The organism is Mechercharimyces mesophilus (assembly GCF_059818345.1).
Map to the genome: position 1 here is coordinate 140,192 of NZ_JCBAPH010000005.1, position 26,986 is coordinate 167,177.

Below are 26,986 nucleotides of genomic sequence, written 5' to 3' on the forward strand. Positions count from 1 at the left end.
GAGAAAGGTGTGATTGGATTGTCTAAAGCCGTACAGGTATCCCCAGTCCAAATAGCAACACCTACGGAAGAGAAAAACCTTGCAGAGAAACAACAGCCGGCACCCATAGCCATCTGCTGTGATGCGGTTTCGAAGAAGTTTGTAGAGTATGAAGAGGGAAGTCGAACGTGGCGCAATCTCTATCGCGGTAAACAAAAGTGGGTCCACGCGGTCGATCATGTTTCCTTCTCCATTCATCGCGGAGAGATTTTTGGTCTTCTCGGCCAGAACGGCTCAGGCAAGTCCACCTTGATTCGCTTGCTCTCTACGTTGCTTCTTCCGGATAGCGGAAAGATCACGATTTTTGACAAAGACGTAGTCGAACATGCCACAGAGATTCGTCAGTGGATCAACCGTGTTTCTGTGGAGGCTTCTTTCTTTAAAAAGCTATCTGCAATGGAAAATTTGCGTTATGCCGCGCGTCTGTATGGCCTGCCCGTGGCAAGCGGGCAGGAAAAAGCGCTGGAAATTCTACAACGGCTGGGGATCCCTCACAACAAGATTTACTCTCCCCTCGAGACACACTCACGCGGGATGCAGCAAAAAGTAGCGATTGCACGTGCTTTGATGACCGCCCCAACCTTGGTTCTATTAGATGAACCAACGACCGGTCTCGACCCCACTTCAAAGCGTGAAGTGCAACGCTTTGTGCAAGAAGTGAAGAAGACACACGATGCGACCATGTTACTAACGACACATGACATGGAAGAAGCAGAGCGACTGTGCGACCGTATTGCGATCATTGATAAAGGCGTCATTGTCGCCCTGGATACACCTATTGGACTAAAACAACAAGTGGGCACCGATTCGTTAGAAGAAGTTTTCTTCCAACTAACCGGTGTCGACTGGGAGGAGGGACAGCATGAACGCGATTAGAGCAATGTTTGCCTTTTCTGCTATGTATGCCTTTGTAGAACGAAGCTTCGGACTGATTCGCCGCTACTGGGCTTGGGAGATGGTCTTTCTTTTCTATACTGTCATCAATACGCTTACGATTGGACTTATTGGACTAACGGGTCAAGTTAGCGCCGCCGATCAGAATCAATTTGTTCTCTACTTGGTCATTGGTGCGCTTTTCTGGGGGTTTATGTCCGTTCTCTTTGAGGAAGTGTCCAACTCCATTACATGGGAGCGCTGGGAAGGTACGATCGAATACACCTTTATGGCCCCTATTCATCGCGTCACACACTTGTTCGGAATGTGCCTATTTGCCGTTTTATATGGCATCTTACGCACGGTAATCGTCTTGTTGGTGGTCGCACTCTTCTTTGATCTATCGATAGATACTGCCTCATTACTCCGCTCGGTCGTCGTGCTGTTTGTAGGAAGTCCCGCCTTTATGGGACTCGGAATCATCGCTTCCGTTCTCCCTTTGCTCTCACCTGAGAAGGGAGCTCAGGGAACGCATATTATCCAGGGGGTCATCATGCTGGTTTCGGGTATTTATTACCCTGTGGAAGTGTTGCCGGAATGGCTTCATCCATTGGCCTATGCTTCGCCTGGAACGTATGCGCTGGAGGGAGCGCGAGCCACATTGTTAGACGGAGCTACGTTGGCCCAAGTATTGCCCAGCCTCATTAAATTGCTGGTAATCGGAATCATATTAATCCCTGTCGGACTCTGGATTTTCGCCCATGCAGAGCGATATGCCATGCGGACAGGAAAATTAAAAAGAAATGGGTAAGGAAAAGTAAAGGAATAGCACCATAATGGAGTGAGCAGTATGACGGCTCACTCCTTTCTTCATTGAACAAACACGCCTTATGAGGTGGCCTTCCCCTGCTTTTCCCTCACGTTTACACACGGCATTTGGTGTTAGGTATTCCTTTGTGCAGAGCGGACTGGATTGGAAACAGAGCCTTTCTCTACATCCTCTGGATTCCACTCTCCACCACCCAGCCATAATGTCGGCTTACCGGTTGGTCCCTTGATCAGCTGAAATGCTTGTAACCCACAGGAAAAGCAAAGCTTCAGGCTCGCTGTATTATCACAAGCCACACGTCCATATACTTTCCCCATTTGCTGCATGGCGAGTTCAAGTAGCTCCTCAGCAATTCCTTGCACACGATATTCCGGATGAACAGCAACCATGGTCTCATCCAGGCCGTACCGTCCAAAGATTAGAACTCCCACCAGGGTGCGCTCGTCGAGGGCAACGCCCACCCACGAACCTTCTCCCCACTCTTGCGGGGATAAATCACGAAACCACCGAAGGGCTTTATACGTAATTTTCCCTTCCCCATATTTCTTCATAAAACGTATGATTGCTGGCCGAATTCGAGATAAACGCTCCTGCGGGATAACTACCACTTTCGTGTTCGTCTGTTTCAATCTGTTGGTCTCCTCTCCGCCCATTGGTCACTTACCGGTATAACTGAAATGCAGCATAAAGTATGGGTTCTTTCCCTACCATATATGCATCTGGCCTACAAAGAGTGACGAAACACGATCCACGGACGATATGATTGAAGTGGTAGTCCTTTCTTACTTACGGTCGTTCTCTACTGATGATACATTTCCCTACTCGCTTCTCAATGAATTTATCTTCCGTCAGCTGACCACAAAGGGACTCATCACAGCAAATTGACTAACGAAAAGGATCATGAAAATCAGGAAAGCAGCCAAACCTACATAAACCGCTGCATAGAGAATACGAATCCACGCACCTACTCGATAATAGGCATCTTCACGTTTCAATCCACCTTCCCCTGTTGCCGGGGAGTATGTACCTTTGATGCGCATTTTTATTTTCCCTGTATGTCCGCCATCCTCCTGACGCCGGGTTCCCATCAGACGAACAGATCGAAACACACCTTTCCGATTCTTTGCTGTATGGATCTCGCCCACACCAGGATAATGAATCTCCAAGTAAGTCTCTTTCCCTTCGACGGTACAATACTGCCGAAGAGACAACTCACGCTCATGCTTTTCTCCTGGGATCGGAACCCCGATGTCTGTGAATTTACGTTCGTTTACTTCAATCTCTGTTTCAAAGGGACGTTCCACTACCGGCTTACGAAAGTACGCTCGGTAAAATTGAAAGGCAAAAAAGAACCAGACGAGTAGCAATACCCAGCTCCATGTGAACAGAATGAGTAGCAATCCTCCTACCATGCCCACCACCCAAAGCCAACGCGATATCGCAACGACGATTCTCCCACCATCTAACGGATGAATAGGGAGTAAGTTAAATAGGTTGATCCAGAAACCAATCACCGCTATCGTATATAAAGCTTCAATCCCTGTTCCCCAGGCAAATAGAAAGCAGAATACCGCTCCCACACTCCCTATAAGGGGACCTCCAAGAGCGACAAATGCTTCTTCTTCGGCATCACTTGGCTCCTCTCGCATCATGATCAGCGCCCCTAAAAAAGGAATGAAAGCGGGCGCAGACACTGGAATTCCCCGCATACGCGCCGCCCACACGTGCCCCATTTCATGAATAAAAATCATCATGACAAGCCCAAATGCGTAAACCCACGGAAGAAGGAGAGAAAATGCCATCACGGATAAGAGCATACTAAGTGCCGTCCCGCCATATGTCCCTAATTTCCACCGACCAAGACCACTTTTCCCATTTTCATCTGACGATCCAGCCAAACATTCCACCCCTTTCTGCTCACTTTCTATCCATCTTATTCCCAACCACAAGGTTTTTCAAGCAACAGCGAAGAGAGTCTGAGACCACCATCGACTCCACTTCCATTCTACTCAACGGGTTTCATCAAGAGATAGAAAAAAATGTATAATCTATAAATATGAAAAACATCCTCTTTTTTATCTTAAAGATTGCTTGATCAGCATATTCCTTATAGAAGAGGAGGTGAGTCGATGGCTCAATGGATTAATTTAGTTGTGAACGGAGGCTTTGAGGACGGTTCATTCACTCCCTGGGAGGGACAGAATGCTTCCCTTCTCTCTACTCCTGCACCCAACGTGACCGGATCTTTCAGTACCATTCTCTTCGGCGGACGGACCGCCTCTTATATCGAACAACCTGTTTCCGTTGAGATAGGAGAAAGCTATCACTTCTATCTATCTCTTGCTAGTAGTAATATACAAATCTCACCCCCAGTCGAAATCACCCTATCCTATCTTGACGCTACGGGACAACTAGTAGAAGAAGGTTTAAAAGTGAACATCGACAAGGGGGGTCTTCCAGATGGAACAACAGGTGCATTTAAATCCATTCATCAAATAGCTGCTCCTGTTCCCCCATCAGCCGTCTCTGGCAAGTTGACAATCAAGAAAATCCCGCATCCAGACGGAATGACTGCTGGAGTCATTGTCGACGATGTGCAACTGCTCTGCTATAAAGAGATGTCATCAGGGGATTCACTCGATCTAGTACAAGCAACGGAAGTTTCTATCACTACACCATCTTTTAAGGTGGACGCTCTCTCTTTCAACCCATTCCAATCCATTCTTCTTCCTACATCCCAGCACACGTTGCTTCATGCACTCACCTTGATAAACCGTGTGTTTAACTATCTCTCTGTGGGCGAAGTACAAGGAAGACCTGTCTTTTCTGCTGACGGCTCCTATGCCTATTTCATTACAGCAACCAACCAAGTAGCGGTTATCCACCTTCCGACGAGTCAAGTGGAGACAAGCATTCAAGTAGAACAAACCCCTGTCGCCCTCTCTCTCTCGCCAGATGGAGAGACACTTTATGTCGCTAATCTACTCGATGGCAGTATCTCCGTTGTGGAGACAACCTCGCATACCGTTACCCATACCATTCGAGAAGGATTGGATTCTCATCCACAAGCACTTTTGGCCTCTCCTAACCGACCAGAAATCTATGTCGTGGATCCAAGTGACGATCGACTGGCTATTGTTTCAACAACCAATCATGAAGTGACTCGTCATATCGAAATCCATGCAGGAGCGACCCAGATGGCGATTTCTCCTGACGGGAAGCAGCTCTGTGTTGCAATAACAGATGTTGATGCCCACCATGCAGTCGGGTTCATTGATTTGGACCGGTATACCCTCACCAACCGCATCCTTCTATCCAACTTGACTCAGCTAGCCACATCACATAACGGAGAGTGGGTATACGCCCTATGTAAAAAGCCGGAAGAGGATGTTGGCCTATTCGTTATACTAGGTGCCCAAGACCAAAGTAGCCATGCTGAAATAACGATCGGCTCCGACCCGCTCACGTTCATCGAAACACCCGATAGCCGGAAGGTTTATGTCCTTCATGGTGATCAGTCGGTCTCCGTTATTTGCATGACCCAGCAAACTGTGCTCTACACGCTCGCATTTGAACATCCCTTGTTGGATATTGCCCTTACACCCACCGGGCTCTATGGTTATGTCGTTGACTCATCTGGTGTATCCGTTCTCTATACACCCACAGATACCATATTGGAACGCTTTCATGCCCCAGGAGCAAAACAGATCGCCATCACTCCCTCCACTTAGAGGCAACTGGAGCCCCCGAGCATATTTTCTACTTGCACACCAAGCAAGGCTATTGGATTGGACCAGTAGCCTCTTCCGTTTTTCTTCCCCTTTCATAAGGTCATGCGATGGGAAACCAGAGGTGAAGAGATTGCCACGTCTCTTCTCTCCATTCTACCCGCATTTCTCCTCCCCACCTGTGCATCCATCTATTCAACGACGCGACGTTGCTATTCTCTCCATAAAGGGCCTCTATAAGCGTTTCATCAGATGACTCTCTCTCCCCATACCTCCCCTCCTCTTCTTCACTCCTCTCTTCCCCTTGCCTACCTCCTTCACAAGCAATCGTCAAACACATCTTTTCTTCTATTTTTTTTGCTATCAAGCGCACCCTTCCACCTCTTCCAACCTGCAAAGACGCCTCCTGAACAAGATCACACATCAGAGAGAGAAAAGTCTCCCGCTCTAGCAGAATGAGTGATTGTTCAAATCCCATTTCCATCTCTAGTTGGACTTGTTTTTCTTTCCAGGTAAACGAGCGTAGCTGTTCGTATACTTCCTCTACACAATCGAACAGCCAGATAAGATTGTTTCCTAGGATGGTTTCCTCTTCTTTTTCCCCAGTATCCCGTTGCTTCTGTAATAGAAAGCGATCCATTCTTTCAATCAAACCCAGCAAGGTGATCCATTTTTGCTCCACTTCTTCTTTGCTACTCTCTCTTAGCGATACGAACTGCCCACTTCCCCTTCTCCATGATGTTGGCAGGGAAGGAACCAAGGCGACAAGCTCAGATCTCACAGTGTCTAGCTTCTCTTGATGAGCAATCAGATTTTCCTCCACTTGTTTGATCTCCCGCTGAAATTGAGCTTGTGTCTGCTCCCATGAATCAATCAAGTGATTCAACTTTCTCTCCCACTCTCCCCATTCATCTTCTCCTTGCTCTTCCAGACGATAAGCTAGATCCCCTCGTGTCCAAAGGGCCAAAGCCCAATCGATGGAGGAAAAACGGACTTTCCCTGCTTGAGCATAAAGTGAAGCAAAGAGAGCTGTTAGCGGAAGCGATAATACCCCACCTCCTACGATAGTGAGAAGAGTAAGAACAAGCAACGAAGCGGCGGCACTAAAAATGAGGAAGACATCTACTTCGGGGCGTAATTGCCGCTGTTGCATCACCACTCCAATCACTTTCTCCTCTTCATCTATAACGGGAACGGACACAAGGTACTGACGACGTTCACCTTCCGCCTGTTCCTCTGACAACGTTCGTTTTTCAAGTAGGGTTTTCCCGACAAAAGCTTCCACATCCTCTCCATCCCATAACTCATCATTGGTTTGGACGAGCAACTCTCCCTGCTCATCATATAATGCCCACACCGACGCCTGCTCCCACTCGGAAAACCACCTTCCCAGTGGGTCCCCTTCCATTCCGATCACCTCAGCTCTTTCTATCCAGACGGCAAGGGCGTCTACGCTTTCCTCCTTGTTGGTATTCATAAGCAAAGAAACGCTCTGTTCAGCCACCTTTTCTCCTTCCATTACTCCGTGAAGATGACGAGGAAACTGATGAAGCATCCAATACCCCCAACTTCCCCACGTACATAAGCATAAGAAAGAGAGTAACATCAGCTTCGAGGCCAAAGCGAGTTTTCGATGAAGACGACGCGTGTGCCATTTTCTTAAATAGAACCATCCCCAACACCCTAATCGCATCAACCCCATCATAGAAAGACAACCAAGTAAAAAGAGGAGCCACACAAATCGGTGGTGCCCCTCTAGCCAGTTCAGTAAATAGGGAAAAGTGACGAGATACTCCATATGGTCCTTATAAGTAAATAATAAGGCCAGAGCAATCGTCAGTAGATAGAAAAAGAGGAAGAAAATCCAATGACGAAGACCTACTCGCCATCCTTTTTCATTCAGACGGAGGCGATAAGCGGGCCAGCTAAAGGTCCATAGCAAAATGATCACACCCATTATGCCGTACCAGCCCAGTTGCAAATAGGTAGCAGGGGACCAGATATAGGAGAGAAAAGAATAGATGAGAAAAGGAGAAAGGCCTTCTACCCACACCTGAACGGGTCCCGCTGTCCACATCCCCAACCGTCTCATTTTCTCCTCCCCCTCCTCTTCTTCGCTTCATCCCGCAATATAATAGAATAAAAAATGCCCGCCTCTCTAAAATCCTATGGCTTCCTTTTAACAGAAAGACCACTCGCTTCAAGGCAAACACAAAAAGACATCCCTCGTCGTTGAGAGATGTCCTCCAGTTTCTCGTATAAAGGAAGAATTTCCTTCTTTAATCATAGCGTAAGCACTCTATCGGATCCATGCGTGATGCCTTATTGGCCGGTAATAAGCCGAATATAACACCAAACAGCATCGAGAAGAGTACACTTCCTATGGCGACAGGCATCGAGATCGCCGTAGATAAGGGCGACAACAGGGAGACCAACTGAGCCAGCAACGCTCCCACCGAAAGACCGATGATGCCTCCGATCAGGCACAAACTAATCGATTCGATGAGAAACTGTACCATAATATTGGCTCTTGTCGCCCCCAGCGACATCCGTATGCCAATCTCACGTGTCCGTTCAGTCACCGACACGAGCATAATATTCATCACACCAATCCCGCCCACAAAGAGAGAGATGCCTCCAATACTTCCAATCACCAAGGTCATGATATTGGTCACCTTGCTGATGCCTTCTGTCAGTTGTTCCAGGTTAAACACCGTATAATCATCTTCCGTGTTGTGGTTGCGATCCAGAAGGGAGATCGCTTCCTCACCTACCCGTTCCATCTCTTTGGCTTCGGATACTTGTAGCGTCACTTGCGATATCTCAGACTTGCCGAAGACATTCTCCCAAGTCGTCTGGGTAAGATAGATTTCTTCCATCTGGAAGGAAGCAAATAAGCCTTCTGGCTCTTCCAATATGCCAATCACCTTGATTGGTTCATTATCGACGCGGATAATCGCACCCACTGCTTCCTCTTCTTCAAAGAGCTCTTTCTTTGCCTTCGCACTAATCAGGGCTCCAGCGTGACTGCTTCTATATTCGCTACTTCGAAATGAGCGCCCTTCGGCAGCCTTCACGCGATACATATCCAGCACCTGATTGCTGCTTATCCCAAAGACCGAAGTCCCAGGCACTTTCTTTTCTTGGTACGTTATGGTGGAGATCGAGGAAACCGAAGTGTAAGCATTATCAACTCCTTCGATTTGCTTTAGCTCCCGAATATCCTGTTCTGTGATAAAACCGAGAGGAACGGACCCGTTATTCTCCATATATACTTCTTGTGAGGGTTGAACAGTCAGGGTATTCCCTTCACCGGCAAAGCTTTCTGTCAGCTGCGCTTCACCGCCCTGCCCAATCGCCACGATGACAATCACGGACGCTACCCCGATGACAATGCCAAGCATGGTTAAAATGGAGCGCATCTTATGCGAACGGATGGAGTCAAAGGCCATCTTCACACTTTCCCAGATATTCATTGGCTCCCCCCGCCTTTCCACTGCTGTACCGGTTGTTGCTCTCCTGTATAACCGGTATCCTCTACAATCTCACCATCGCGTAAGATAATTTGCCGGTGGGCGCGTTCCGCAACTTCCCGTTCGTGTGTAATCAAAACAACGGTACGTCCTTCTCGATGAAGATCATCAAATAAGTCCATCACCATCGCTCCAGAAGCCGTATCAAGAGCCCCTGTCGGTTCATCCGCCAACAGGAGTAAAGGCTGGTTAACTAACGCTCGTGCAATGGCCACCCGCTGTTGTTGCCCTCCTGACAATTCCATCGGCCGGTGGTCCATTCGATCTTCCAAACCGACACGCGTTAAGGCCGCTTGTGCCCGCTTCTCCCGCTCTTTCTTAGAAACTCCAGCATAGATGAGGGGAAGCGCCACATTTTGCATTGCATTCATGCGGGGCAGGAGTTGAAACTGCTGGAAGACGAAACCGATCTCTTCATTGCGGATCTTGGCTAAATCCGGCTCTTCCGCCGTAGAAATATCTTTCCCATCCAAATAATAGCTCCCTTCACTCGCCCGATCGAGACAACCAATGATATTCATCAAAGTGGATTTCCCCGAGCCAGAGGGACCCATAATGGCCACATACTCACCCGAGGTTATCGTCAAGCTAATGGAGGAAAGGACGGGAACATCTAACTTTCCTGTATGGTAGCTCTTATAAATATCGGACAATACAATCATTGAACGGTCACTTCCATTCCTGTCTCCAGGTCCTCCGGTGGTGTTTCGATCACGTTATCGTCCGCGCTAATCCCGCTTACGATCTCAACCTTTCCTTCGTGGGATAAACCCGTCTCTACCTTCTTTTTGACGGCCTTCTTCCCTTCCACTACAAACACGACTTGCTGTTCATTTCGTTCCAAGATAGCCGACTCTGGTAAGCTGTCTACCTCTGTTTCAGCAGTTTGAATCTCCACAATCAGACGGGAGCCCAGCTTTGCCGGAACGGGCTCATCCAATTTCACTTCAACAGGGTATTCCACCTGACTTTCTCCTGATGCCTCTGCTTTCTTTTCCGGTGTCAGACCAACTGTCGCTACCTTACCACTCCACTCTTCCTCAGGAAGTGCATCCGATTGAATGGTAGCGCGTTGCTTTTCCTTTACCTTGATCGCTTCCAACTCCGACACGTCAGCCTCTACTTTCAGGCTCTCCAAATTGGCAATGATGACAAGCGGTGCACCGGCATTGGTCGCCTCTGCTATGGATGAGACAGAGACGACTGTTCCTGCTTGTTCACTTTTTACCGTAAGCTTGGCTTGTAGATTTTTCGCCTGCTGTAGTTGCTCTTCTCCTTGCTTCACTTCTACTTCGGCCAGACGAATTTCACGCCGGATCTGCTCTTCACTTTGTCCCATGGCACCAGCTGCTGCTGCCTCTTCTTCCGATTGCTCTTCGATCTCTTTCAATTGGGAATAGAGATTGGAACGATGGATCTTGACCCGCTCCAAGTTCAATTCGGCTTGTTGCCTCTCGGCTTCGAGAGAAGAGTTTTCGTATTGGACCAATGTCGCCCCTTCTTCAATCTCGTCTCCCGCTTTCACGTCAATCTGCTTCACGCTTCCCAGCTCTGGTTGTAGATAAATTGTTTGTTGTTTATCTGACGCCAGGGTACCAGAAGCCATAATGGTTTCATTCATTTTCATTTTCTCTAATTTGGTGGTCGTCACTTCACCCACCTTGTTCCCTTGCTGCTTCATCACAGTCAGCAAAACCATCACCGAGATAGCAAGAACAATGCCGATTCCGATCCATATCTTCTTATTTTTCATCGTTTCTTCCCCCGCATAAGCTTGTTGTCTGGTGAGCACAGACCTATTTATGTTTCATTTAAGCGAATAAGCTTTTAATCCAAACCATTCCTAAATTAAACGCAATCCCCAGTGAGAAAATGACGAGGACAACTGTCCAAGCTTTTCCATTAGAAACGCGACCAATCAGGGATAACCCCATCGCCGTAAGAATTATTTGCCAAATGTAAAATATTTCAATAGAACTGAAGATCGGTAGCAGAAACTTATTCTCCGTTTCCATTAAAGCAGCCAAACTTGTCGGTGAAACCATCGTTTCTAAATCGATTTGTATTCCAGCAAGCGTTACGATGAACATAAACAGAGATCCAAGTATCCCGATTACTCCTACATAAGAGTTGAGAGATAAAACTTGTAGATACGTAATCTCGCTATTAAGCAAGCGCATGAGGAACCAGTAGAGTAGGGCAAAAAACAAATAAAAAATAGGAACACCAAGCAATGTACCTATAAATGCCGCACCTACAAAGAACCACTTAGCTAATGCCATATCACTTTCTGACATTTCCATTCCCATCGATCCTGGCTGCTGATCTCGAATCAACTGTTCCATTTGAGGTGAATCCATCATGAAAAACATTGACGCTCCCATCAGAATCGCTGTCAATAAAGTAACAATGATCAGTGCACCCCACACCCGAGGGTTTTCCCGAATTCGTTCAAATTGTTCCCCAGGACTTGTAATCATTCCAAGCAGGGATGGTTTCTTCCTCTCTTGGCTTGCTTCCATTTTTATGCTCACACTCCTCATTTATCATTCTATTCTTTCTAACCGAACACACTAGGCAAAAGTTTCATATTATCTTAGAATATTGTATCTAACCTTCTTTCCTTTCTCAACTACCGTTTTGTATTTGTAGAAGTTTGTTCGCCATGGTACACGTTGCTAGGTAACGAGGCGTTCTATGTTCTCTCGACGCGTGGTTGATGGGCTGGCGGCATCTGCCATTCATTCTGAGGGGGTGCTTTCACCTTTTATCGCTAGAGAGAGGATTCCAACTATCGGGAAATCACTTCAGTAGATAGAGGTTTTTATAGAAGCAACTCTATATGAAATAAAGAGACCATTGGTGTGATTCATACACCAATGGTCTCCTATTTATTCCTGTTTATCGTTTCTTACCTAAATGATCTTACCTTACACCTTCTCATTCTAACCTCCAGCTACTTCTCTCCTGCCTTCTTCTATAGCACCTTGCTTAAAAACGTTTGCGTTCTCTCTTCTTGCGGGTTTTCGAAGATCTCTTGTGGAGAGCCTTCTTCCACGATCATACCATCATCAAGGTAAACGACTCGATCTCCTACTTCACGTGCAAAGCCCATTTCATGGGTAACGACAACCATCGTCATCCCTTCCTCAGCCAGTTCTTTCATGGTGGATAACACTTCTCCCACTAGCTCAGGGTCCAAAGCAGAGGTTGGTTCGTCGAAGAGCATCACCTTCGGTTGCATCGCCAGCGCTCGCGCAATCGCCACACGCTGTTTTTGCCCACCAGAAAGGTGAGAAGGGTACGCTTCTGCCTTGTCACTTAAACCGACTTTTTCTAGGTACTCTTTCGCAATCTTAGTCGCCTCGCCTTTACTCATCTTCTTCACTTGTAAAGGGGCTTCCATAACGTTTTCCAATACGTTTTTATGAGGAAACAGGTTAAAGTGTTGAAAAACCATTCCCACTTTTTGTCGTACTAGATTGAGGTCATCTTTCTTCGGATCAATCAGTTGACCATCTACCGTAATCTCACCACTGTCTTCGATTTCCAAAAAGTTGAGACAGCGCAGGAGTGTACTCTTCCCCGAGCCACTTGCTCCAATTAAGCAGACGACGTCACTCTCTTCCACTACCAAATCAATGCCCTTTAGTACATGGAGACGACCGAAGGATTTATGAAGGTTTTTAACTGTGATCATGAGCGACTCCCCTTTGCATCAACATCCATGTATTTTTCCAATCGGTGAACCAAGAGTGTAAAGATTAGAACCAATACAAGATAATACATTCCATTTACCGCATAGGTTTGAAATTGCATAAAGTTACTGGCCGCAGTCGACAGACCCTGACCCCATAATTCTTGTACTCCAATATAGGCCACCAAGGACGAGTCCTTCAAACCAATAATAAATTGGTTTGCCACTGGAGGGATCGAACGTTTGAAGGCTTGAGGTAAGACGATGCGTTGCATCGCTTTCGGGTACGACATCCCCAGAGAACGAGCCGCTTCCATCTGTCCACGATCAATCGACTGAATCGAGCCACGAAAGATCTCTGCTATGTACGCGCCATTATGAAGGGCGAGCGCACATACACCTGCCCAGAAAGGATCGAGCGTAATACCAAAGGAAACGAGTCCAAAGTAAAAGATAAATACCTGGACAATCAAGGGGGTTCCACGTACCAATGTAATGTAAATATTAGCAATCCAGTTTAGGATTTTTAGATCGGAAATCTTAAAAAAAGCCGCCATAAGACCCAGCACTGTAGCAAAAAGAAGTGAAAAAAAAGTGATTTCCACTGTAATAAGTGCAGCTTCTGAGAACTGTCCCACTGTTTTGCCCGCAATCTCCCACATATCGGTAAATTGCTGCGCAATATTTTCGAAGTCCACCACAGATCCCTCCCATTAAATAAAGTGAAAAGAAGGGATGCCCATTTCTCTGTGCACCCCTTCCTACTGCATCTAGATTACGCACTCTCTTGATCATTAGAGGAGAGAGTTTAAGAAGCTCCTTACTTTTCTAGCATATCTTTATCAAACCATTTCTCACTGATCTCTGCGTATGTTCCATTATCAATGATTGCTTGTAGTGCCTTATTAATCTCCTCTTGCAGTTCTTTGTTTCCTTCTTGGACTGCAATTCCCATTTCATCTTGGGAAAGCGGTTCGCCGATTGCCTTCACTTCTAGACCGGCATCTTTGATCGCATAATTTCCTACACCTTCATCGGTAATGACAGCGTCTACACGACCCGTCGGCAGGTCATTAAGCGCTACCGGATCACTTGTATACTCCTGAATATCTTTAGAGTACTCCAGTGCTTGATCTTTATATGTCGTGGCTTTCACCACTCCAATGGTTTTCCCTTTTAAGTCCTCTACGCTCTTGATTTCCTCATTGCCTGCTGCGACAAAAACTTGCGCTCCAGAACGATAATATGGATTAGTAAAGTCAACGGCTTTGTCCCGCTCTTCTGTAATCCCCATACTTCCGATAATCGCATCAAACTTATTTCCTTGTAGTCCGGCAATGATCGATTCCCACGGATTGGTCACCGGATTGGGCTCCAGTCCCATTTCTTTCGCAATGGCATTACCAATCTCGATGTCAAACCCAGTCAAATCGCCACTATCCTCATCCGTGTAGTTGTACGGCTTGTACAGACCGCTCATCGCAAAAGTCAGTTTGCCATCTTCCTTCAGGTTTAAGTTGCTTGTCGCTTCATCACTTCCCGAATCATTGGATTCAGAAGTAGAATCTCCACAGGCAGCCAACAAGCTCATACTAAGTACCAAAACGAGTAGTACCGAAAAAAAGCGTTTTTTTCGAATGATAAGGACCTCCTTATTTTTCAGTCAATCGTGAGGATCATGCGCCCAGTACGCACCTAGATACTTGGCTATACCCTTCTTTTTCCGGTATGAAACATCTTTGGGATAAAGATTTTACTATGGTTACTAGATGGGCAACGGATCATCTTCCCTGTACCCCCTTATTACTGGATTATGTGCTATATTGACTAAATATTCGATCTATATTCTTCGCTCTCCCCATTTATTGAAAACGTTTTCTTACTCGCTTTATGCTAAACTAGTAAAAGGAAGTTACGTCTAAATTTTTGAACAGGGAAGGAAGAGATGCTTTGAACAAAAAAGCTGTACGAGCCTGGATGATGTACGACTGGGCCAACTCCGCCTTTGCCACCACCATGATGGCAGCGGTCATGCCCATCTTTTACTCCGATGTAGCAGCTGGCAGTCTCTCAAAGGCCAATGCCACCGCATACTGGGGTTATACACAATCCATCGCGCTCGTGTTTGTTGTTATACTCTCCCCTATACTGGGAGCGATTGCCGACGCATCTAGATCCAAACGGTCTTTTCTTACATTTTTTGTTTATATGGGTGCGATCGCTTCCATCTTGATGGCCTTCGTGGGAGAAGGTGAATGGATTATGGCCTCTCTCCTTGTCATACTGGGGACACTTGCCTTCTCGGGCTCCATCGTTTTTTATGATGCTTTCTTACCTGATCTCGTCCCGGAAGATAAACGGGATGAAGTTTCGACTAAAGGCTTTGCCTATGGCTATATCGGTGGGGGTCTCTTGTTGGCTCTTAATCTACTCATGATCCAGAAGCCGGACTGGTTCTTCTTACCTAACTCATTAGTAGCCACACAAGTCTCCTTCGCTACTGTCGGCATCTGGTGGGTTGTATTCTCCATTCCTTTCTTTCGGCACGTTCATGATCGCAAAGAGGGAAAAAAAGTGACAGGGTCCGTCCCCACTCTTGCCTTGCTGGGGTTCCGCAGAGTGGGAAACACCATTCGGGGTCTTAAAGCTTATCCCGAGCTCATCAAATTTCTTGTCGCTTTCTGGTTTTTTAGTGATGGGATCAATACGATGATTAAGATGGCGACCATCTATGGACGTGAGATTGGAATTGAGAGCGGCGACCTCATCCTTGCGCTCTTGCTCACGCAATTTGTGGGTATTCCCTTCACTCTTCTTTTTGGCAAGATTGCTGGCAAGTTTGGCTCCATGCCAACCCTAATTGGAACTCTTGTCTTCTATCTGCTTATCGTCCTGTTGGGCTACTATATGACTACCTCACTTCACTTCTTCCTTCTCGCCTTCATGGTAGGGATCGTACAAGGAGGCAGTCAAGCGCTCGCGCGCTCCATCTTTACCCGCTTAATCCCGGCTAAACGCTCTGCTGAGTTCTTTGGTTTTTACAGCCTCTCAGGCAAACTCGCTGCCGTCTTTGGGCCTTTCGTCGTCGGTATCATGTCCCAGATGACGGGCTCTAGCCGCTACGGTATCTTATCGCTGGCGTTATTCTTCCTTGTCGGCATCGTGATGCTTTTCATGGTAAATGTAGAAAAAGGTCAGAAAGAAGTAGCCAATACTGGGGCTTAAGTGAACGATAAAAGAGAAAAACAGGGCGAATAGGGGATATCATCCCATCGTCCTGTTTTTCATTTAAATAGTAACCCACCTTATCGGGTGGCACTCGCCCAATTGGATCCAACGGAGAGTTCTACCTGTGGCTTTTGTTGGTCCTTGCGCAAAGATTCATAGCTAGCAAAGTACTTCTCCGCTTCGGCTTCCTTCTTATTCTTCTTTAAAATCAACGCATATTGGTAGTGATACAAGGAAGTTTCTGACCCCTGAACCACAGCTTGCTTGGCTTCGGCTTCCGCTTTTCCTAGATCTCCTAAGAAAGCATAGGTAACCGAAAGATGAAAGTGCATCGCTGGATTGAACGAATTGACTTTATTTCCTTCCTGAAAGCTCTTCAGAGCGCTCTTGGCTAACTCTTGCGCTCGCTCTTTTTTCGCTTGAGCAGACAGATTCTGATCTTCCTGCATAACTTCAATCTCTGTCAGATCCGCATTTCCTTTGGCAATCCAATAACGTTCATTGTATGCATCCAGTGCCAGCGCTTTGTCTGCATACTGACGGGCTTTCTCGGTCTCTTTTAGCGACTCGTAATAGATGGATCCCTCGTAATGGTAAAGCGGATTCTTCTCATCCAGTTGAATCGCTTGATTAATCGCTTCTATGGCCTTATCTGTCTTCCCTTGGCTATACAAGATTTTACTATAGTGATAGTGATACTCGGCATTTTCATTATTAAGCGCCGTCGCCTTTTGTGCCATTTTACTCGCTTCTGCCACTCGATTGGCAAGTAACAGTTGCACCGCTAACGCATCATGAAGTGATGCAGACTCCGTCAACACTTCTTTCGTCTCTTCCAATAGGACAATTCCATCATGATAGCGTCGTTCTTCTCCATACAGAGAAGCGAGGTGCAAGACAATCTTTTCATTAGACGGATTGTACTTAGCTGCCTTCTCTCCCATCTGAATCGCTTGCTCCATCTTGCTATTCTTATACGCTTCCATAGATTCCTCATATGCCTGTTTGGCTAGTGCCGGATCAGCTTCCACCTCTGTCTGGCCCGTCCCTCCTGGCGAGAAGAGGAAAATACCTAAGAGCAAAAGAGCTGCCACAGCCGCACCTATGGCTCCCACCTTCACCCACTTCGAGGATAGCTTTTTCCCTTTCGATGGAATCAGCAGAGGCAAACGCTCACTTGGGCCACTCTTCTTCTCATGATCTTCACGAGACCTTTTATTATGTACGGACTCATCCCCCTGATCAACAGGATCTTCCGTTCTCTTGCTCGTATGACCCCCCTCAGACTCTCCCTCCTTCTTCTCTTCCGTTTCTGAAGTTAGAGGCACGTCCCAACGAGGCGTATATTCTTGTCCCACTTCATCGTCCAGTAAACGCTGAAAAAGTCCAACAGTCTCCGAAAGGAGTGGACGATCTTCTCGCTTTGCATCCAAATTGCGCTCTACCCACTCACCCAGGTCCCACGACACTTCAGAGCAAGCCAGACGCAGTTGCAAGATAATATCTTCTCCAGGATCAGGCTGCTTGCCCGTGATCATGCGGTAAATGAGCAAGGCCAATGATTTGGTATCCGCTGAACCTCGTTCTTTCTCTTCGCCTGAAAAGAAGCGTTCCGGTAAAATCCCTTCATAACCACACGGCAACACTTCTTGTTCTCCACCATAGAGAAAGCGTATTTTCCCGTCCGGGAATAGAAAGATATTTTGCGGGTGGACAATCGTCTTTTGACCCGCTTCTTGTAATAAAACGAGGTGTTCACTCAACTGATGGATCATATAGGTCGCTTCTTTTAGAGGGATATTTCCCTCTGCCATCCGCTTTAAGAGGAGAGTTCCTGTAAACGGCTGCAAAACCTGATAGTAGACCCCATCTTCTACAAAGACGTGTTCTAGTGGAATCAGTGCTTCCTCCACCCGGAGCGGGAGTTTTTCTTCTCCTGTCTGCTTCACTTCAGCAGCTGGAAGAGCATGCACAAAACGCGTGGGTGCCGTCTCACTCTCTTCTAAGCCCGTTTCCGCTGACAGCAACGAGGTATAGTACAGCACACCTTTGACAAACGGAAAAGAAGCTTCAATCTGATAAGCCTGATTGATTCTTTCTCCATTATTCCTTATCTTCATAAACGGCTCCCTCTCTCCCTTCTCTCTCGATTGACTATCTTATGTAGTCATAGCTACTCTTTGCTTGATTGCCCTAGCCACTTCGCCCTCCCCACCTCTGTGATCGCTTACAAGTCAATGCTCAATGCCGTTCGCTGGAGAACCTCCTGCCACATATCCAATGACGGCCGGTAGCTTGGCTGTACTGACAGAGCATTCATCACTTGGTTGGCAAGATCGACAGGTACTTCGTGGCACAATCGATGCAGAGGTGGAATGGAGAGCGGGTTTTGTGTCGGTATTTTTCCAGTCAACATGGTATATGCTACTACTCCCAAAGCATAGACATCTGTGGACACTCCAGTCTGTTGCACTTGTACACGAGCTTGTGGCAATTCCACATGTTTAGGCAATAGCCTCATCGGTCCACCATACAAAAATTGCACCATTCCCTCTGAAGGAAGGATCATATTTTGTGGGTGAACGATCGTAAACTCCCCGTTTTCTCGTAGAATCATCAGTTGCTGCACAATGCTTCGCAAAATGGGAACTACCTCTTTCCAATCCATCCTGCCTTCTATCATGCGATGTGCCAACAACTGTCCTTCCAAGCGTTTATACACTTGATACAATGTCTCTCCCTCAAAAAATACCTCATGTAGAAGAATAAACACCGCTTCATCACGATTCATCAAGGAACTTACCTCTTCGCTCCGATCCACAGCACGTGCATCGAGCGCTTGCACAAAGTACCTCCGTCCTATCAGTTCATCTTCTGTGTCTGATGAACGATAGACGGTATCGTAGAGTAACCCTTGTACAAACGGAAACCCATTCTCCACTTGATAAACCTCTTTAATCCATTCACCTTTACGCTTCCTTTTCATGGCTTTCCAGCCCCTCCAAGCTCAATAATCGCGTTTCTAGCATTACTTCTATGTATGATAACCCACCATCTAGTGGTTGAAAAAGGAAAGTATCCACGCTATCGATACTTTCCTTCATAAACGACAACAAATACGATCGAATCTTCTCTATTTTACCATGATGAGGGAAGACTGGGTACCCTTTTGCGTAGGGAAAGTGGGGGAGATTGCTAGGAAGTTTTTATGATTGAAATAGGTTTTGTAGGGGAGAGCGAGAATAGTAAATACAACAAGTTGGAGATAAGGTTCAAACTGCAATACATTCGGTTTGCCGTTATTTTTGCTTCAGGAATTCAGGACTCATCTTAACATTTTATCCGAACTTACGTTCTATATTGTTGGGTGAGGAACTATCTCAAGTCCAGTTGGAACAATGAACGATAAAGGTACCAGGCCTCTTTATAGTGCTACAACTTTCTTCCTTATGACACGGGATTGCGGATGGAATTTATTATTTTTTGCTTCTCTCTCCTGTTTGATTCCGGTTCTTTTTCCTCGATAAATCGTTCCTTTGCGAATAAATAGTCATTCAAGTCATTAGACTTGACTACCTCGGGATGCATTCTTAAATGATGAATCCATAGACGGAATGCCCACCACAACTTTCCCTTCCGAAGTAGGTATCGGATAACTCGCTTCCGGTCTTTGTATGTTTTCATTTGTATGTCGTTTAGTTGAAATGCCAACTTCCCAATTTCTAATATGAGTTTATCTAACTTATCATGGTCATCAACAGTTATCTCTCCATTTACTTTAGATAGAATCAAATCTTTAGCTTCTTGCACTCTCCCTTTTACTAAGGGTTGATTTTCTAGTACTATTAATGGAACTCGAATAAATGCCTCGATTGAAGTTTTAACCGTCAAGGGCATTGTCATTTTCATTTCGTATTCAACCTTCCGTAACAGTTGAATAGCCCTTTCCATACTGCCCATATGACTTTTTTTAGCCATCGCATAACCTCCTGAACGAAGGTTTAGATTGAAGCTAATTATACCTGAGATAAGTAAAACTGCTGGTACAGCCTCCTCTTTTAATGGTACAGTACCATCTTCCCTAACAATTAAATAGTAATATTGGTTGCTATAATAGAAGGAAGAACCGTAATAAAGCTTTCCATTACAAATAACTTTAGCCGGGAATACTTCCAGCCTTTCATTAGTACTCTTATACTCCTGAAATATATTCATTACTCGCTCCGGTGGTGTAAACTTCCCCACATCTACCACTCCCTCTTCCCCTCCTGTAGTCCCGAGAAAATATAGTTTAGCCCCCCTACCAAACATTAAAATCTAAATTACAAACAGCAAACTCCCATTTTGTAGTAGTGATCTCCTCACCGCAAATTTTCCAATCGTTTCAATGTAGGTTCTCATGGATTTTCTCACATCTTCTGGCATTCTCTTTCCCACGGCGCGATCCATCCGTTTTAACATCCGCGCTTTGTTCCTATACACCTTTCGATGATATGCTGGCGACTGCTCTCGACCAAAACCTTCAACCGTATGACTCCAACTAACTAAAAAGCCTGCCCGACGAATAATGGGTTTACAATCTTCAAGATAGGGAAGACTCCCTGCTTCATCAATAATCAAATAAGAGTTCGAGCGCTTGAACTGTACATAGTAATAATTTTTCCCATTATTTTCAATCAGATTAGGTGTCACGCCATATGGTTCCGTCCCCTTTCTGTACTTCTCAATGATCTGTTCTATCTGCTCTGGTATATCTTTCATACCTGTAGACAATGGATTTCATTCCCTTCTCTGTCTCAGCTATTAGAACCAACCTGTTACCGTATTTTCACCTTATTTGTCGCTTCCCCCACCTTTTTATCGTTTCAAGCATTTTTAGGGTCCGTAAAAGCATCAATTACTTCATCCCTATCATTTGTAGATGCTACACTCAGCGTATCTCATGATACGGGATGGCGAATGGAATTTATTACTTTTCGCTTCTCTCTCCTGTATGATTCCGGTTCTTTTTCTTCGATAAATGCCGTCTTTGCATATAAGAAATCTTCCATATCTTTGGACTTAACTACATCAGAATGCATCCTCAAATGATGAATCCACAAACGGAATGCCCACCACCACTTTCCTTTCTGAAGTAAGTATCGGATAACTCGCTTCCGATCTTTGTATGTCTTCATTTGTATATCATTTTGTTGAAAAGCATATTTACCACTGAGTAAAATAATTTCATCTAATCTATCCCTATCTTCAATGGTAACTATTCGTTGATCCAAAGTTGATTGGATTATACTCTCTGCATCCTGCACCAATTTCCTAATCAGAGGATGTTTTTCCAAAGTAGTCTGAGGAACCTGTATAAACGCTTCCAATGACCCTTGTATCTCCAGTGGCATATCCTTTTTAAGTTTTTTATCAATTTCTTCTAGGATATTTAATGTTTGTTTCATAGACCCCATATGATTTTTTTTAGCTATAGGTATTACACCTAGATTTAAATTGTGCCTAAAACTTGTCATTTCAGTCGCTAAAAGAACTACATTTTCCATCCGATCTTTAGTAGGAATACCACCAAATTCATCAATGGCAAGGTAAGCGTGACCATCAATGGCAAGGTAAGCGTGACCTTTATTAGAAAAATAAATTGCACAGTAGTAGTATGTATCACCATATAAAATCCGTGTTGGAAAATAATCGATTTTTTCATGAAGTTTCATACTCTCTTTAAACACATCCATCACTCTTTCGGGTGGTGTATAACTCCCCATACGAATCACCTCTTGTTCCCCGACTATAACAATGTCAGTCGAGGAATATAGTATAGTATCCGCTTGGTAAATAAATACTGAAAAATACGATTAACCCTAGTAACATTACTTGCCGAAAAGATGAACGGCAAAGGTACCAGGCCTCTTTATAGTGTTGCATTTTTCACCTCCTCAAGAAACGGGGTTACGGATGGAATTTATTATTTTTTGCTTCTCTCTCCTGTTTGATTCCGGTTCTTTTTCTTCAATAAATCGTTCCTTTGCTTGTAAGTAGTCATCTATATCCTTTGACTTGACTACATCTGAGTGCATCCTTAAATGATGAATCCACAAGCGGATTGCCCACCACCACTTTCCTTTCTGAAATAGGTATCGGATAACTCGCTTCCGGTCTTTGTATGTTTTCATTTGTATGTCATTCTGCTGAAAAGCATATTTTCCCCCAAGCAATATATAGCTTTCCAATTTATCTCTGTCTCTGCTCGTCACTATTCGTTGGTCCAGGGTTGATTGAATTAATAGTTCTGCATTATGTACCATTTCTCTTACAAGAGGTTGCTTTTCTAAAACAGTTTGAGGAACTTGAATAAATGCTTCCAACGACTTCTGTATCTCAACTGTCATTGTTCTTTTTAGCTTATCCTCGACATTTTTCAGAAGAAGTAATGTCCTCTTTATCACTTCCTCATGCTTTTTTCTAGCAATTGGAATGGCACCTGTATTTAAATTGAGTCGATAGCTTACCATTTCAGCCATTAATAGAATTATTTTTTCGACTTGATCTTTTGTGGGAACATTACCTTTTTCATCTACCGCAAGATAGTAATAGTTATTGTTAGTACCAGCATAATAAGATGCACAGTAATAAAAACTATCCGCAAACACAATTCTCGTAGGAAAAATCTCCAGCCTTTCGTTAGGCTTCTTATACTCGTTAAATACATCCATTACTCTTTCCGGTGGTGCAAACTTCCCCACAACCATCCCCCCTTATTCCCCTCCGTAATAACATGTCATCCGGAGATTTATAGTTTAGTCTCCGCCAAATGAATTTCTTGGTTCATCGCAGTTTAAAATGGCAGGAGCTTTGCCCAGATTAGCGAATTCAAAGCTAAGTGGTCAGCGGAGCGTAGCTCCTCCTTCTTCAACTTTTCGCCAATTCAGTGAATCCGCACAATATTCTCTAGACGTAGCCCTTTCTCTTTTCGAATACGACGCAGAATTCCACCCATTTCTTTCGTATGTAAAAATTCCATATTCCACTATATATCAGTATAAGATTCCTTCAAATCTAATTATATACTATTCCTTTCCTTATTCAATAGTTAGATTAAACATAAAATACCGATAGAGACACCCCCACATGGAAGCATCTCTATAACCGTTTTCCATCAAAAATATAGTCGCCTCACCATATTCACCTCTATACATCCATCCCCCGTCTAATCTCCTCCAACAACACGGTAACCAACCTCTCCTGATACCCTGCCCGTCCATTTCTTCTCATTTCATCACTTACGGATAGCAACTTCGAGGTACCGATCTTCTCCAATTGCTTCAATCTAGACGGAGTAAGCGTCTTGTCGGACAGGCAGTGGTAATAATCGTTTACGTCCATATGCCACAAACGAACCCGCTCCGCATAACGCCTACATAAGCGGTCTGCGATCAAGAGTCCTTCCGGATCAAAATCTCCCGAGTACCAGATAGTGTAACCAGCTTGTACAAGACGGTCCAATAATAGAAAAGCCGATAAGGTCATCTGCCCATTGGTACAGATAAAGGGAGGATGAGGGGACGGTAGCTGGTCCAAAAGACTCGCATACACGCCCGAGTTCTCAACCATGTAGACAACAGTGTGCGGATCAGTTGGAGAGAGTATCTGATCCACCTTTAGCAATTCCCTCAGCGGAGCGTGTAGCACCGATCCTGCCTTCTAATCCCAAAGCCGTTTACATCAGTTCACGCTCCGTCATCTCTATTAGCACCTTTTCTTATTGGTAGTAACAGCTTCGCATTTTAGCGTAATGTTAAACTGCGATGAATCTTTTTATTTAACTAGCACCACGGGTAAGTCAACATATGCTAGTTGTAGACTCACATTAAGAAAGAGCCCTTAAGGGTGATAGAACCTCTCTCGGCTCTTTCTTTAGTAGCTCAGTCAAAAGGAGGACCGTCGTATTGATCAGCGTTTTCTTTTATCTCTTTTGGAACAGTTATAGGATTTGTCAATTCTCCTTTTAGGATCATTTCTCTTTCTATCGAGCTTGTCTGATGAGCATCAGGGGAGTTTTTATCCGTTATATTAGTAAAGGCAAACTCAGTACGTTCCTCAAAATGACATTCAACTGGAAAGAATGTCTTTTCATCCAAGCTCATTTCCCAATTCTCATCTATTTTTGCTGTGCTTAATTCACTTTCAGGCCCACCATATATTTGACTTACTTTTTCATTGTAGTAGTTAGGTACATATTCTTTCATTTCGTCATTCGTTAATTCTAGCTTGAGAATAATCACTCCTTGTTCTTTTTTTACTACAACTTTCTCTTTACCTTCTTTTAGAAACTCTATTCCGATTCTAGGGTCCAGCTCATATCGTTCATCATCCTCATAAGGATAGGAATAATATTTAAGAGTCTCTTCTTTGTTATGAGACTCACCATAAGGAAAATAGTGAGTATAGATCAAGCTATCTTCCAAATACGTATACTCATTTCTTTCGAGCTCACCGGTATTCTTTTTCATATGATCAAAAAATGCGTAGGAATTAAACTGTATATTGAATTCACCACTATAAGTCCCATTGATTTCTGAATCCATGTCTGGACTTTCGTATTTTCCTTCATACTTATTTCTGTAATCATAAGATAAACCATTACTATCTTGTAAGGCTTGTTCTGCATTTTTTAGTATTTCACTAACTGTTAAATCTGCATCATCTTTTGAATTTTGATCTTTTGATGATTCCTTTTTAGGCGATTCTTTTGCTTCAATGCTACACCCGAAGACCATCACTATAGATAAACAGATAATGACCAAAGCTAATATGTTTTTTTTCACTTCTCTATCCCCTTCTGCTAGACGAACTGTTCGTGCTTTAAGTTACATATCTTAATTGGGCTGAATTTTTTCGTTTCTTTTCCTAGTTTAAACTCCGGAGTCCAACTAGCCTCGATTTCGATCTCTTAATCTGTTTGAGGATCTCTTTCTTTACGTTTTGTACGATCTCATGCTTCAAATTTCCCAAAACTGATCAATTGGACTTTATCTCCTCTGTGAAGAGCATCCATACAGAACCAAAAAAGACGTCAATGGCTTTCGAAGCGCCTTAATTCGTGATATCAGTTTCCCTAATACTTTAAAAACAAGTTATCTCTAATGATTTTCTTATCTAATAGTAAGAGCGAAGTATCCCTCCTACTATAAAACGCTTTCTTGGTTGTTATATCTTTAGATGGTTTTGTTTACCTATTATATTACCACGATTCAATATCAAAGGATAGCTTTTATGAGATATTGAATCACTCTTATACAAATAAATATTGTTTGTTTGCTTCCCCTAGATTAGGAAATTATTATATATCCATAAAAAGATGTCGTTGAACTCTTCATCTTCATAAGGATTTGTCTCATAAACATATGGAATCTCATATCTTATTTCAATGACCACCGGATAACGAAGTTCTCTAAACCTCTGATTTAGTAATGCTTCAGTAAAATGCTCATGCTTTGGTCTTCGATATACGGATCACTTCCATATCCACCTAATGTCGACGTTTCTAAATGTTTATATGTACCCACGTATTGGACTTGAGTCAATAAGAGAGTCAGTAAGAAGTTAAGTCTAATCTGACAAAGATTGATCCTCAAGCTGTTGAGGAGTAAGATAATCCAGTCCACTATGAATGCGATTTCGGTTATACCAGCCCCCAATGAATTGAAAGATTGCTATTTTTACTTCTTTGAAATCTCGATAGCGCCGGGGACACTAAAAGGTTAAGTCCCTAAAAAAAGTAGCGTATATGGCCTATCGAAAGTGATATCTACAAATGGATCAAAGACCTCACTCTCATCAAAGGAAACAGAGAGAGAAAATGATCCCAATGGATTACTAGCAGAAAAAGCAGTAGTAAAGATAAAAGGAGAAGGAGGTCCGCTTCCCCATAGATTAATCCAAATCGGACCTTTTTTGGATTAATCCACTTTCTAAAAATATTTTATAATCAATATAATAACCTTTCTGTAAATAGTATGCTTCACTTGAATCTCTAAATCCTTTAACAAAACAAGGAATCTCTAAATTATTGGCACCTAGTTCAATAAAACGTTCCCTGATAAATCCTTCCAATGAACAAGATGTGTAAAAAATGTATTCAGCCCCATACTTAGAAGTATGCTGTGAACGTTCAATGGTATCAGGAATGAATTCCATGAAATAAGGCATAAACTCTATTGAAAAGGTACCAAATGAATAGTCGTTTAATGTCTCTATCCTCTCTAGCGATTGATTCAGCCGAATCACCTTTACTCCTAGACCTAAAAAGTTGGTGGAGGCCCAATCAAGTACTTCAAAAATAATACCCCTATAATTATTTATCTTATTATAAGAAAATACACGATTGATCTGATCGTCTATTTTATCTTGAATGTCTGCTATTGCCATATTGATCACCGTGTGATTCATTAACTCTTCCTGTTGTTCATCGCAGTCAACACCTTCATCAAGAATAGGAAAGTTGTCTAGATATGAATGCCAGCTATCTGGCCAGTTAATTTGACTCCTCTTCCATGCATCCACTTCATTTGCTCCCAAACTGCCCATTAATAAGGGGTTTGATACTTTATATTCTGTATCATAGACTTCCCTTAACTCTGCTTGTAACTCATGCTCTTCTATATAACAATGCAGGACATACCTAAAGTGATGAACAAGTTTCGCCTCATCACAAATTGAGCCCTTGCCACCAATACTAATCTTCAACATTCCTATGTGAGGTTCTGTACACTCAATAAGCTGTGAACTAAAACGGCCTTCATGAATTAAGAGATTATATTCATGTATTAACTCGTTAATTTCCAAATCGTTATACCGAACAAGCAATATTATGTATTCCCAACATGACCGAACATCATATTCGCCTGGCTGGTGCTTTCTCAAGAAAATTTCCAGTTGGTTCATTCAGATTCTCTCCTTCATTCGAAAATCCTTACAATGATTTACGAGAAAATAACTTGGAATGGGTCTAGTCTTTTGATAATAAATACAGAGTTACTAGTTCCCATTCCATTAAAAA

Annotated in this window: 23 protein-coding genes and 1 pseudogene; 4 read left to right on the forward strand and 20 right to left on the reverse strand. The window is 44.0% G+C overall.

Translation table 11 applies throughout. From position 1 onward, the window contains the following. Positions 1–18 precede the first annotated feature (18 nt). Positions 19–915 carry an ABC transporter ATP-binding protein gene (locus tag AC6RGY_RS13355; protein WP_499863692.1) on the forward strand — a complete coding sequence of 299 codons (897 nt, stop codon included), beginning with the start codon at positions 19–21 and terminating at the stop codon, positions 913–915. After that, positions 902–1,723 carry an ABC transporter permease gene (locus AC6RGY_RS13360; protein ID WP_499863694.1) on the forward strand — a complete coding sequence of 274 codons (822 nt, stop codon included), beginning with the start codon at positions 902–904 and terminating at the stop codon, positions 1,721–1,723. Before AC6RGY_RS13355 ends, AC6RGY_RS13360 begins: the two co-directional genes overlap by 14 nt. Positions 1,724–1,854: 131 nt before the next feature. Here AC6RGY_RS13360 and AC6RGY_RS13365 read toward each other — a convergent pair whose 3' ends face one another. Continuing rightward, positions 1,855–2,370, reverse strand: a complete 516-nt coding sequence (locus AC6RGY_RS13365) for a GNAT family N-acetyltransferase (protein WP_499863696.1) — start codon at positions 2,368–2,370, stop codon at positions 1,855–1,857. Positions 2,371–2,589: 219 nt separating this feature from the next. Then, positions 2,590–3,639 (reverse strand): site-2 protease family protein, encoded by a 1,050-nt coding sequence (locus AC6RGY_RS13370; protein WP_499863698.1) that lies wholly within the window; start codon positions 3,637–3,639, stop codon positions 2,590–2,592. Between the two features lie 231 nt (positions 3,640–3,870). Here AC6RGY_RS13370 and AC6RGY_RS13375 point away from each other — a divergent pair, with 231 nt between their 5' ends. Further along, entirely contained in the window at positions 3,871–5,472 is a 1,602-nt protein-coding gene (locus AC6RGY_RS13375) for an NTTRR-F1 domain (RefSeq protein WP_499863700.1), read from the forward strand. 100 nt (positions 5,473–5,572) lie between these two features. Here AC6RGY_RS13375 and AC6RGY_RS13380 read toward each other — a convergent pair whose 3' ends face one another. The 8 genes from AC6RGY_RS13380 to AC6RGY_RS13415 all read right to left on the reverse strand — a co-directional run bounded on the left by AC6RGY_RS13380 (position 5,573) and on the right by AC6RGY_RS13415 (position 14,290). Continuing rightward, positions 5,573–7,561, reverse strand: a complete 1,989-nt coding sequence (locus AC6RGY_RS13380; protein ID WP_499863702.1) for a HAMP domain-containing protein — start codon at positions 7,559–7,561, stop codon at positions 5,573–5,575. Between the two features lie 187 nt (positions 7,562–7,748). Continuing rightward, complete coding sequence (locus AC6RGY_RS13385) at positions 7,749–8,945, reverse strand: ABC transporter permease (RefSeq protein ID WP_499863704.1); 1,197 nt, start codon at positions 8,943–8,945, stop codon at positions 7,749–7,751. Continuing rightward, complete coding sequence (locus AC6RGY_RS13390; protein WP_499863705.1) at positions 8,942–9,664, reverse strand: ABC transporter ATP-binding protein; 723 nt, start codon at positions 9,662–9,664, stop codon at positions 8,942–8,944. The genes AC6RGY_RS13385 and AC6RGY_RS13390 overlap by 4 nt, the downstream gene beginning before the upstream one ends. Beyond that, positions 9,661–10,755, reverse strand: a complete 1,095-nt coding sequence (locus AC6RGY_RS13395; protein WP_499863708.1) for an efflux RND transporter periplasmic adaptor subunit — start codon at positions 10,753–10,755, stop codon at positions 9,661–9,663. The genes AC6RGY_RS13390 and AC6RGY_RS13395 overlap by 4 nt, the downstream gene beginning before the upstream one ends. Positions 10,756–10,813: 58 nt before the next feature. Beyond that, on the reverse strand, positions 10,814–11,524 hold the full coding sequence (gene yknW / locus AC6RGY_RS13400) for a YknW family membrane protein (protein WP_499863709.1): 711 nt from the start codon (positions 11,522–11,524) through the stop codon (positions 10,814–10,816). Positions 11,525–11,979: 455 nt separating this feature from the next. Then, positions 11,980–12,702 (reverse strand): amino acid ABC transporter ATP-binding protein, encoded by a 723-nt coding sequence (locus AC6RGY_RS13405; RefSeq protein WP_499863711.1) that lies wholly within the window; start codon positions 12,700–12,702, stop codon positions 11,980–11,982. After that, positions 12,699–13,361, reverse strand: coding sequence for an amino acid ABC transporter permease (locus AC6RGY_RS13410; RefSeq protein WP_499863907.1), 663 nt, complete (start codon positions 13,359–13,361; stop codon positions 12,699–12,701). The genes AC6RGY_RS13405 and AC6RGY_RS13410 overlap by 4 nt, the downstream gene beginning before the upstream one ends. 158 nt (positions 13,362–13,519) lie before the next feature. Next, the gene (locus AC6RGY_RS13415) at positions 13,520–14,290 is read right to left on the reverse strand and encodes an ABC transporter substrate-binding protein (RefSeq protein ID WP_499863909.1); all 771 of its coding nucleotides are present in this window, start codon (positions 14,288–14,290) and stop codon (positions 13,520–13,522) included. Positions 14,291–14,649: 359 nt separating this feature from the next. On the opposite strand from AC6RGY_RS13415, the gene AC6RGY_RS13420 reads away from it, so the two are divergent. Further along, positions 14,650–15,924 carry an MFS transporter gene (locus AC6RGY_RS13420; protein ID WP_499863713.1) on the forward strand — a complete coding sequence of 425 codons (1,275 nt, stop codon included), beginning with the start codon at positions 14,650–14,652 and terminating at the stop codon, positions 15,922–15,924. Between the two features lie 80 nt (positions 15,925–16,004). On the opposite strand, the gene AC6RGY_RS13425 is transcribed toward AC6RGY_RS13420, so the two are convergent. The 10 genes and pseudogenes from AC6RGY_RS13425 to AC6RGY_RS13470 all read right to left on the reverse strand — a co-directional run bounded on the left by AC6RGY_RS13425 (position 16,005) and on the right by AC6RGY_RS13470 (position 26,871). Then, a complete protein-coding gene (locus AC6RGY_RS13425) occupies positions 16,005–18,047 on the reverse strand; it encodes a tetratricopeptide repeat protein (RefSeq protein WP_499863715.1) in 2,043 nt (680 codons plus the stop codon). Positions 18,048–18,154: 107 nt separating this feature from the next. After that, positions 18,155–18,913 (reverse strand): serine/threonine-protein kinase, encoded by a 759-nt coding sequence (locus tag AC6RGY_RS13430; RefSeq protein ID WP_499863718.1) that lies wholly within the window; start codon positions 18,911–18,913, stop codon positions 18,155–18,157. Positions 18,914–19,374: 461 nt separating this feature from the next. After that, complete coding sequence (locus tag AC6RGY_RS13435) at positions 19,375–20,172, reverse strand: hypothetical protein (RefSeq protein WP_499863720.1); 798 nt, start codon at positions 20,170–20,172, stop codon at positions 19,375–19,377. Between the two features lie 72 nt (positions 20,173–20,244). Further along, complete coding sequence (locus AC6RGY_RS13440) at positions 20,245–20,700, reverse strand: hypothetical protein (RefSeq protein ID WP_499863722.1); 456 nt, start codon at positions 20,698–20,700, stop codon at positions 20,245–20,247. 167 nt (positions 20,701–20,867) lie between these two features. Beyond that, positions 20,868–21,692 carry a hypothetical protein gene (locus AC6RGY_RS13445; protein WP_499863724.1) on the reverse strand — a complete coding sequence of 275 codons (825 nt, stop codon included), beginning with the start codon at positions 21,690–21,692 and terminating at the stop codon, positions 20,868–20,870. 171 nt (positions 21,693–21,863) lie between these two features. Next, positions 21,864–22,670 (reverse strand): hypothetical protein, encoded by an 807-nt coding sequence (locus AC6RGY_RS13450; RefSeq protein WP_499863726.1) that lies wholly within the window; start codon positions 22,668–22,670, stop codon positions 21,864–21,866. 445 nt (positions 22,671–23,115) lie between these two features. Continuing rightward, positions 23,116–23,616 (reverse strand): DUF2399 domain-containing protein, encoded by a 501-nt coding sequence (locus tag AC6RGY_RS13455; RefSeq protein WP_499863728.1) that lies wholly within the window; start codon positions 23,614–23,616, stop codon positions 23,116–23,118. A gap of 233 nt (positions 23,617–23,849) precedes the next feature. Beyond that, on the reverse strand, positions 23,850–24,752 hold the full coding sequence (locus tag AC6RGY_RS13460; protein WP_499863730.1) for a hypothetical protein: 903 nt from the start codon (positions 24,750–24,752) through the stop codon (positions 23,850–23,852). A gap of 784 nt (positions 24,753–25,536) precedes the next feature. Beyond that, positions 25,537–25,659: pseudogene (locus tag AC6RGY_RS13465) on the reverse strand (IS3 family transposase); the annotation flags it as partial. A gap of 201 nt (positions 25,660–25,860) precedes the next feature. Next, on the reverse strand, positions 25,861–26,871 hold the full coding sequence (locus AC6RGY_RS13470) for a hypothetical protein (RefSeq protein ID WP_499863732.1): 1,011 nt from the start codon (positions 26,869–26,871) through the stop codon (positions 25,861–25,863). Positions 26,872–26,986 lie beyond the last annotated feature (115 nt).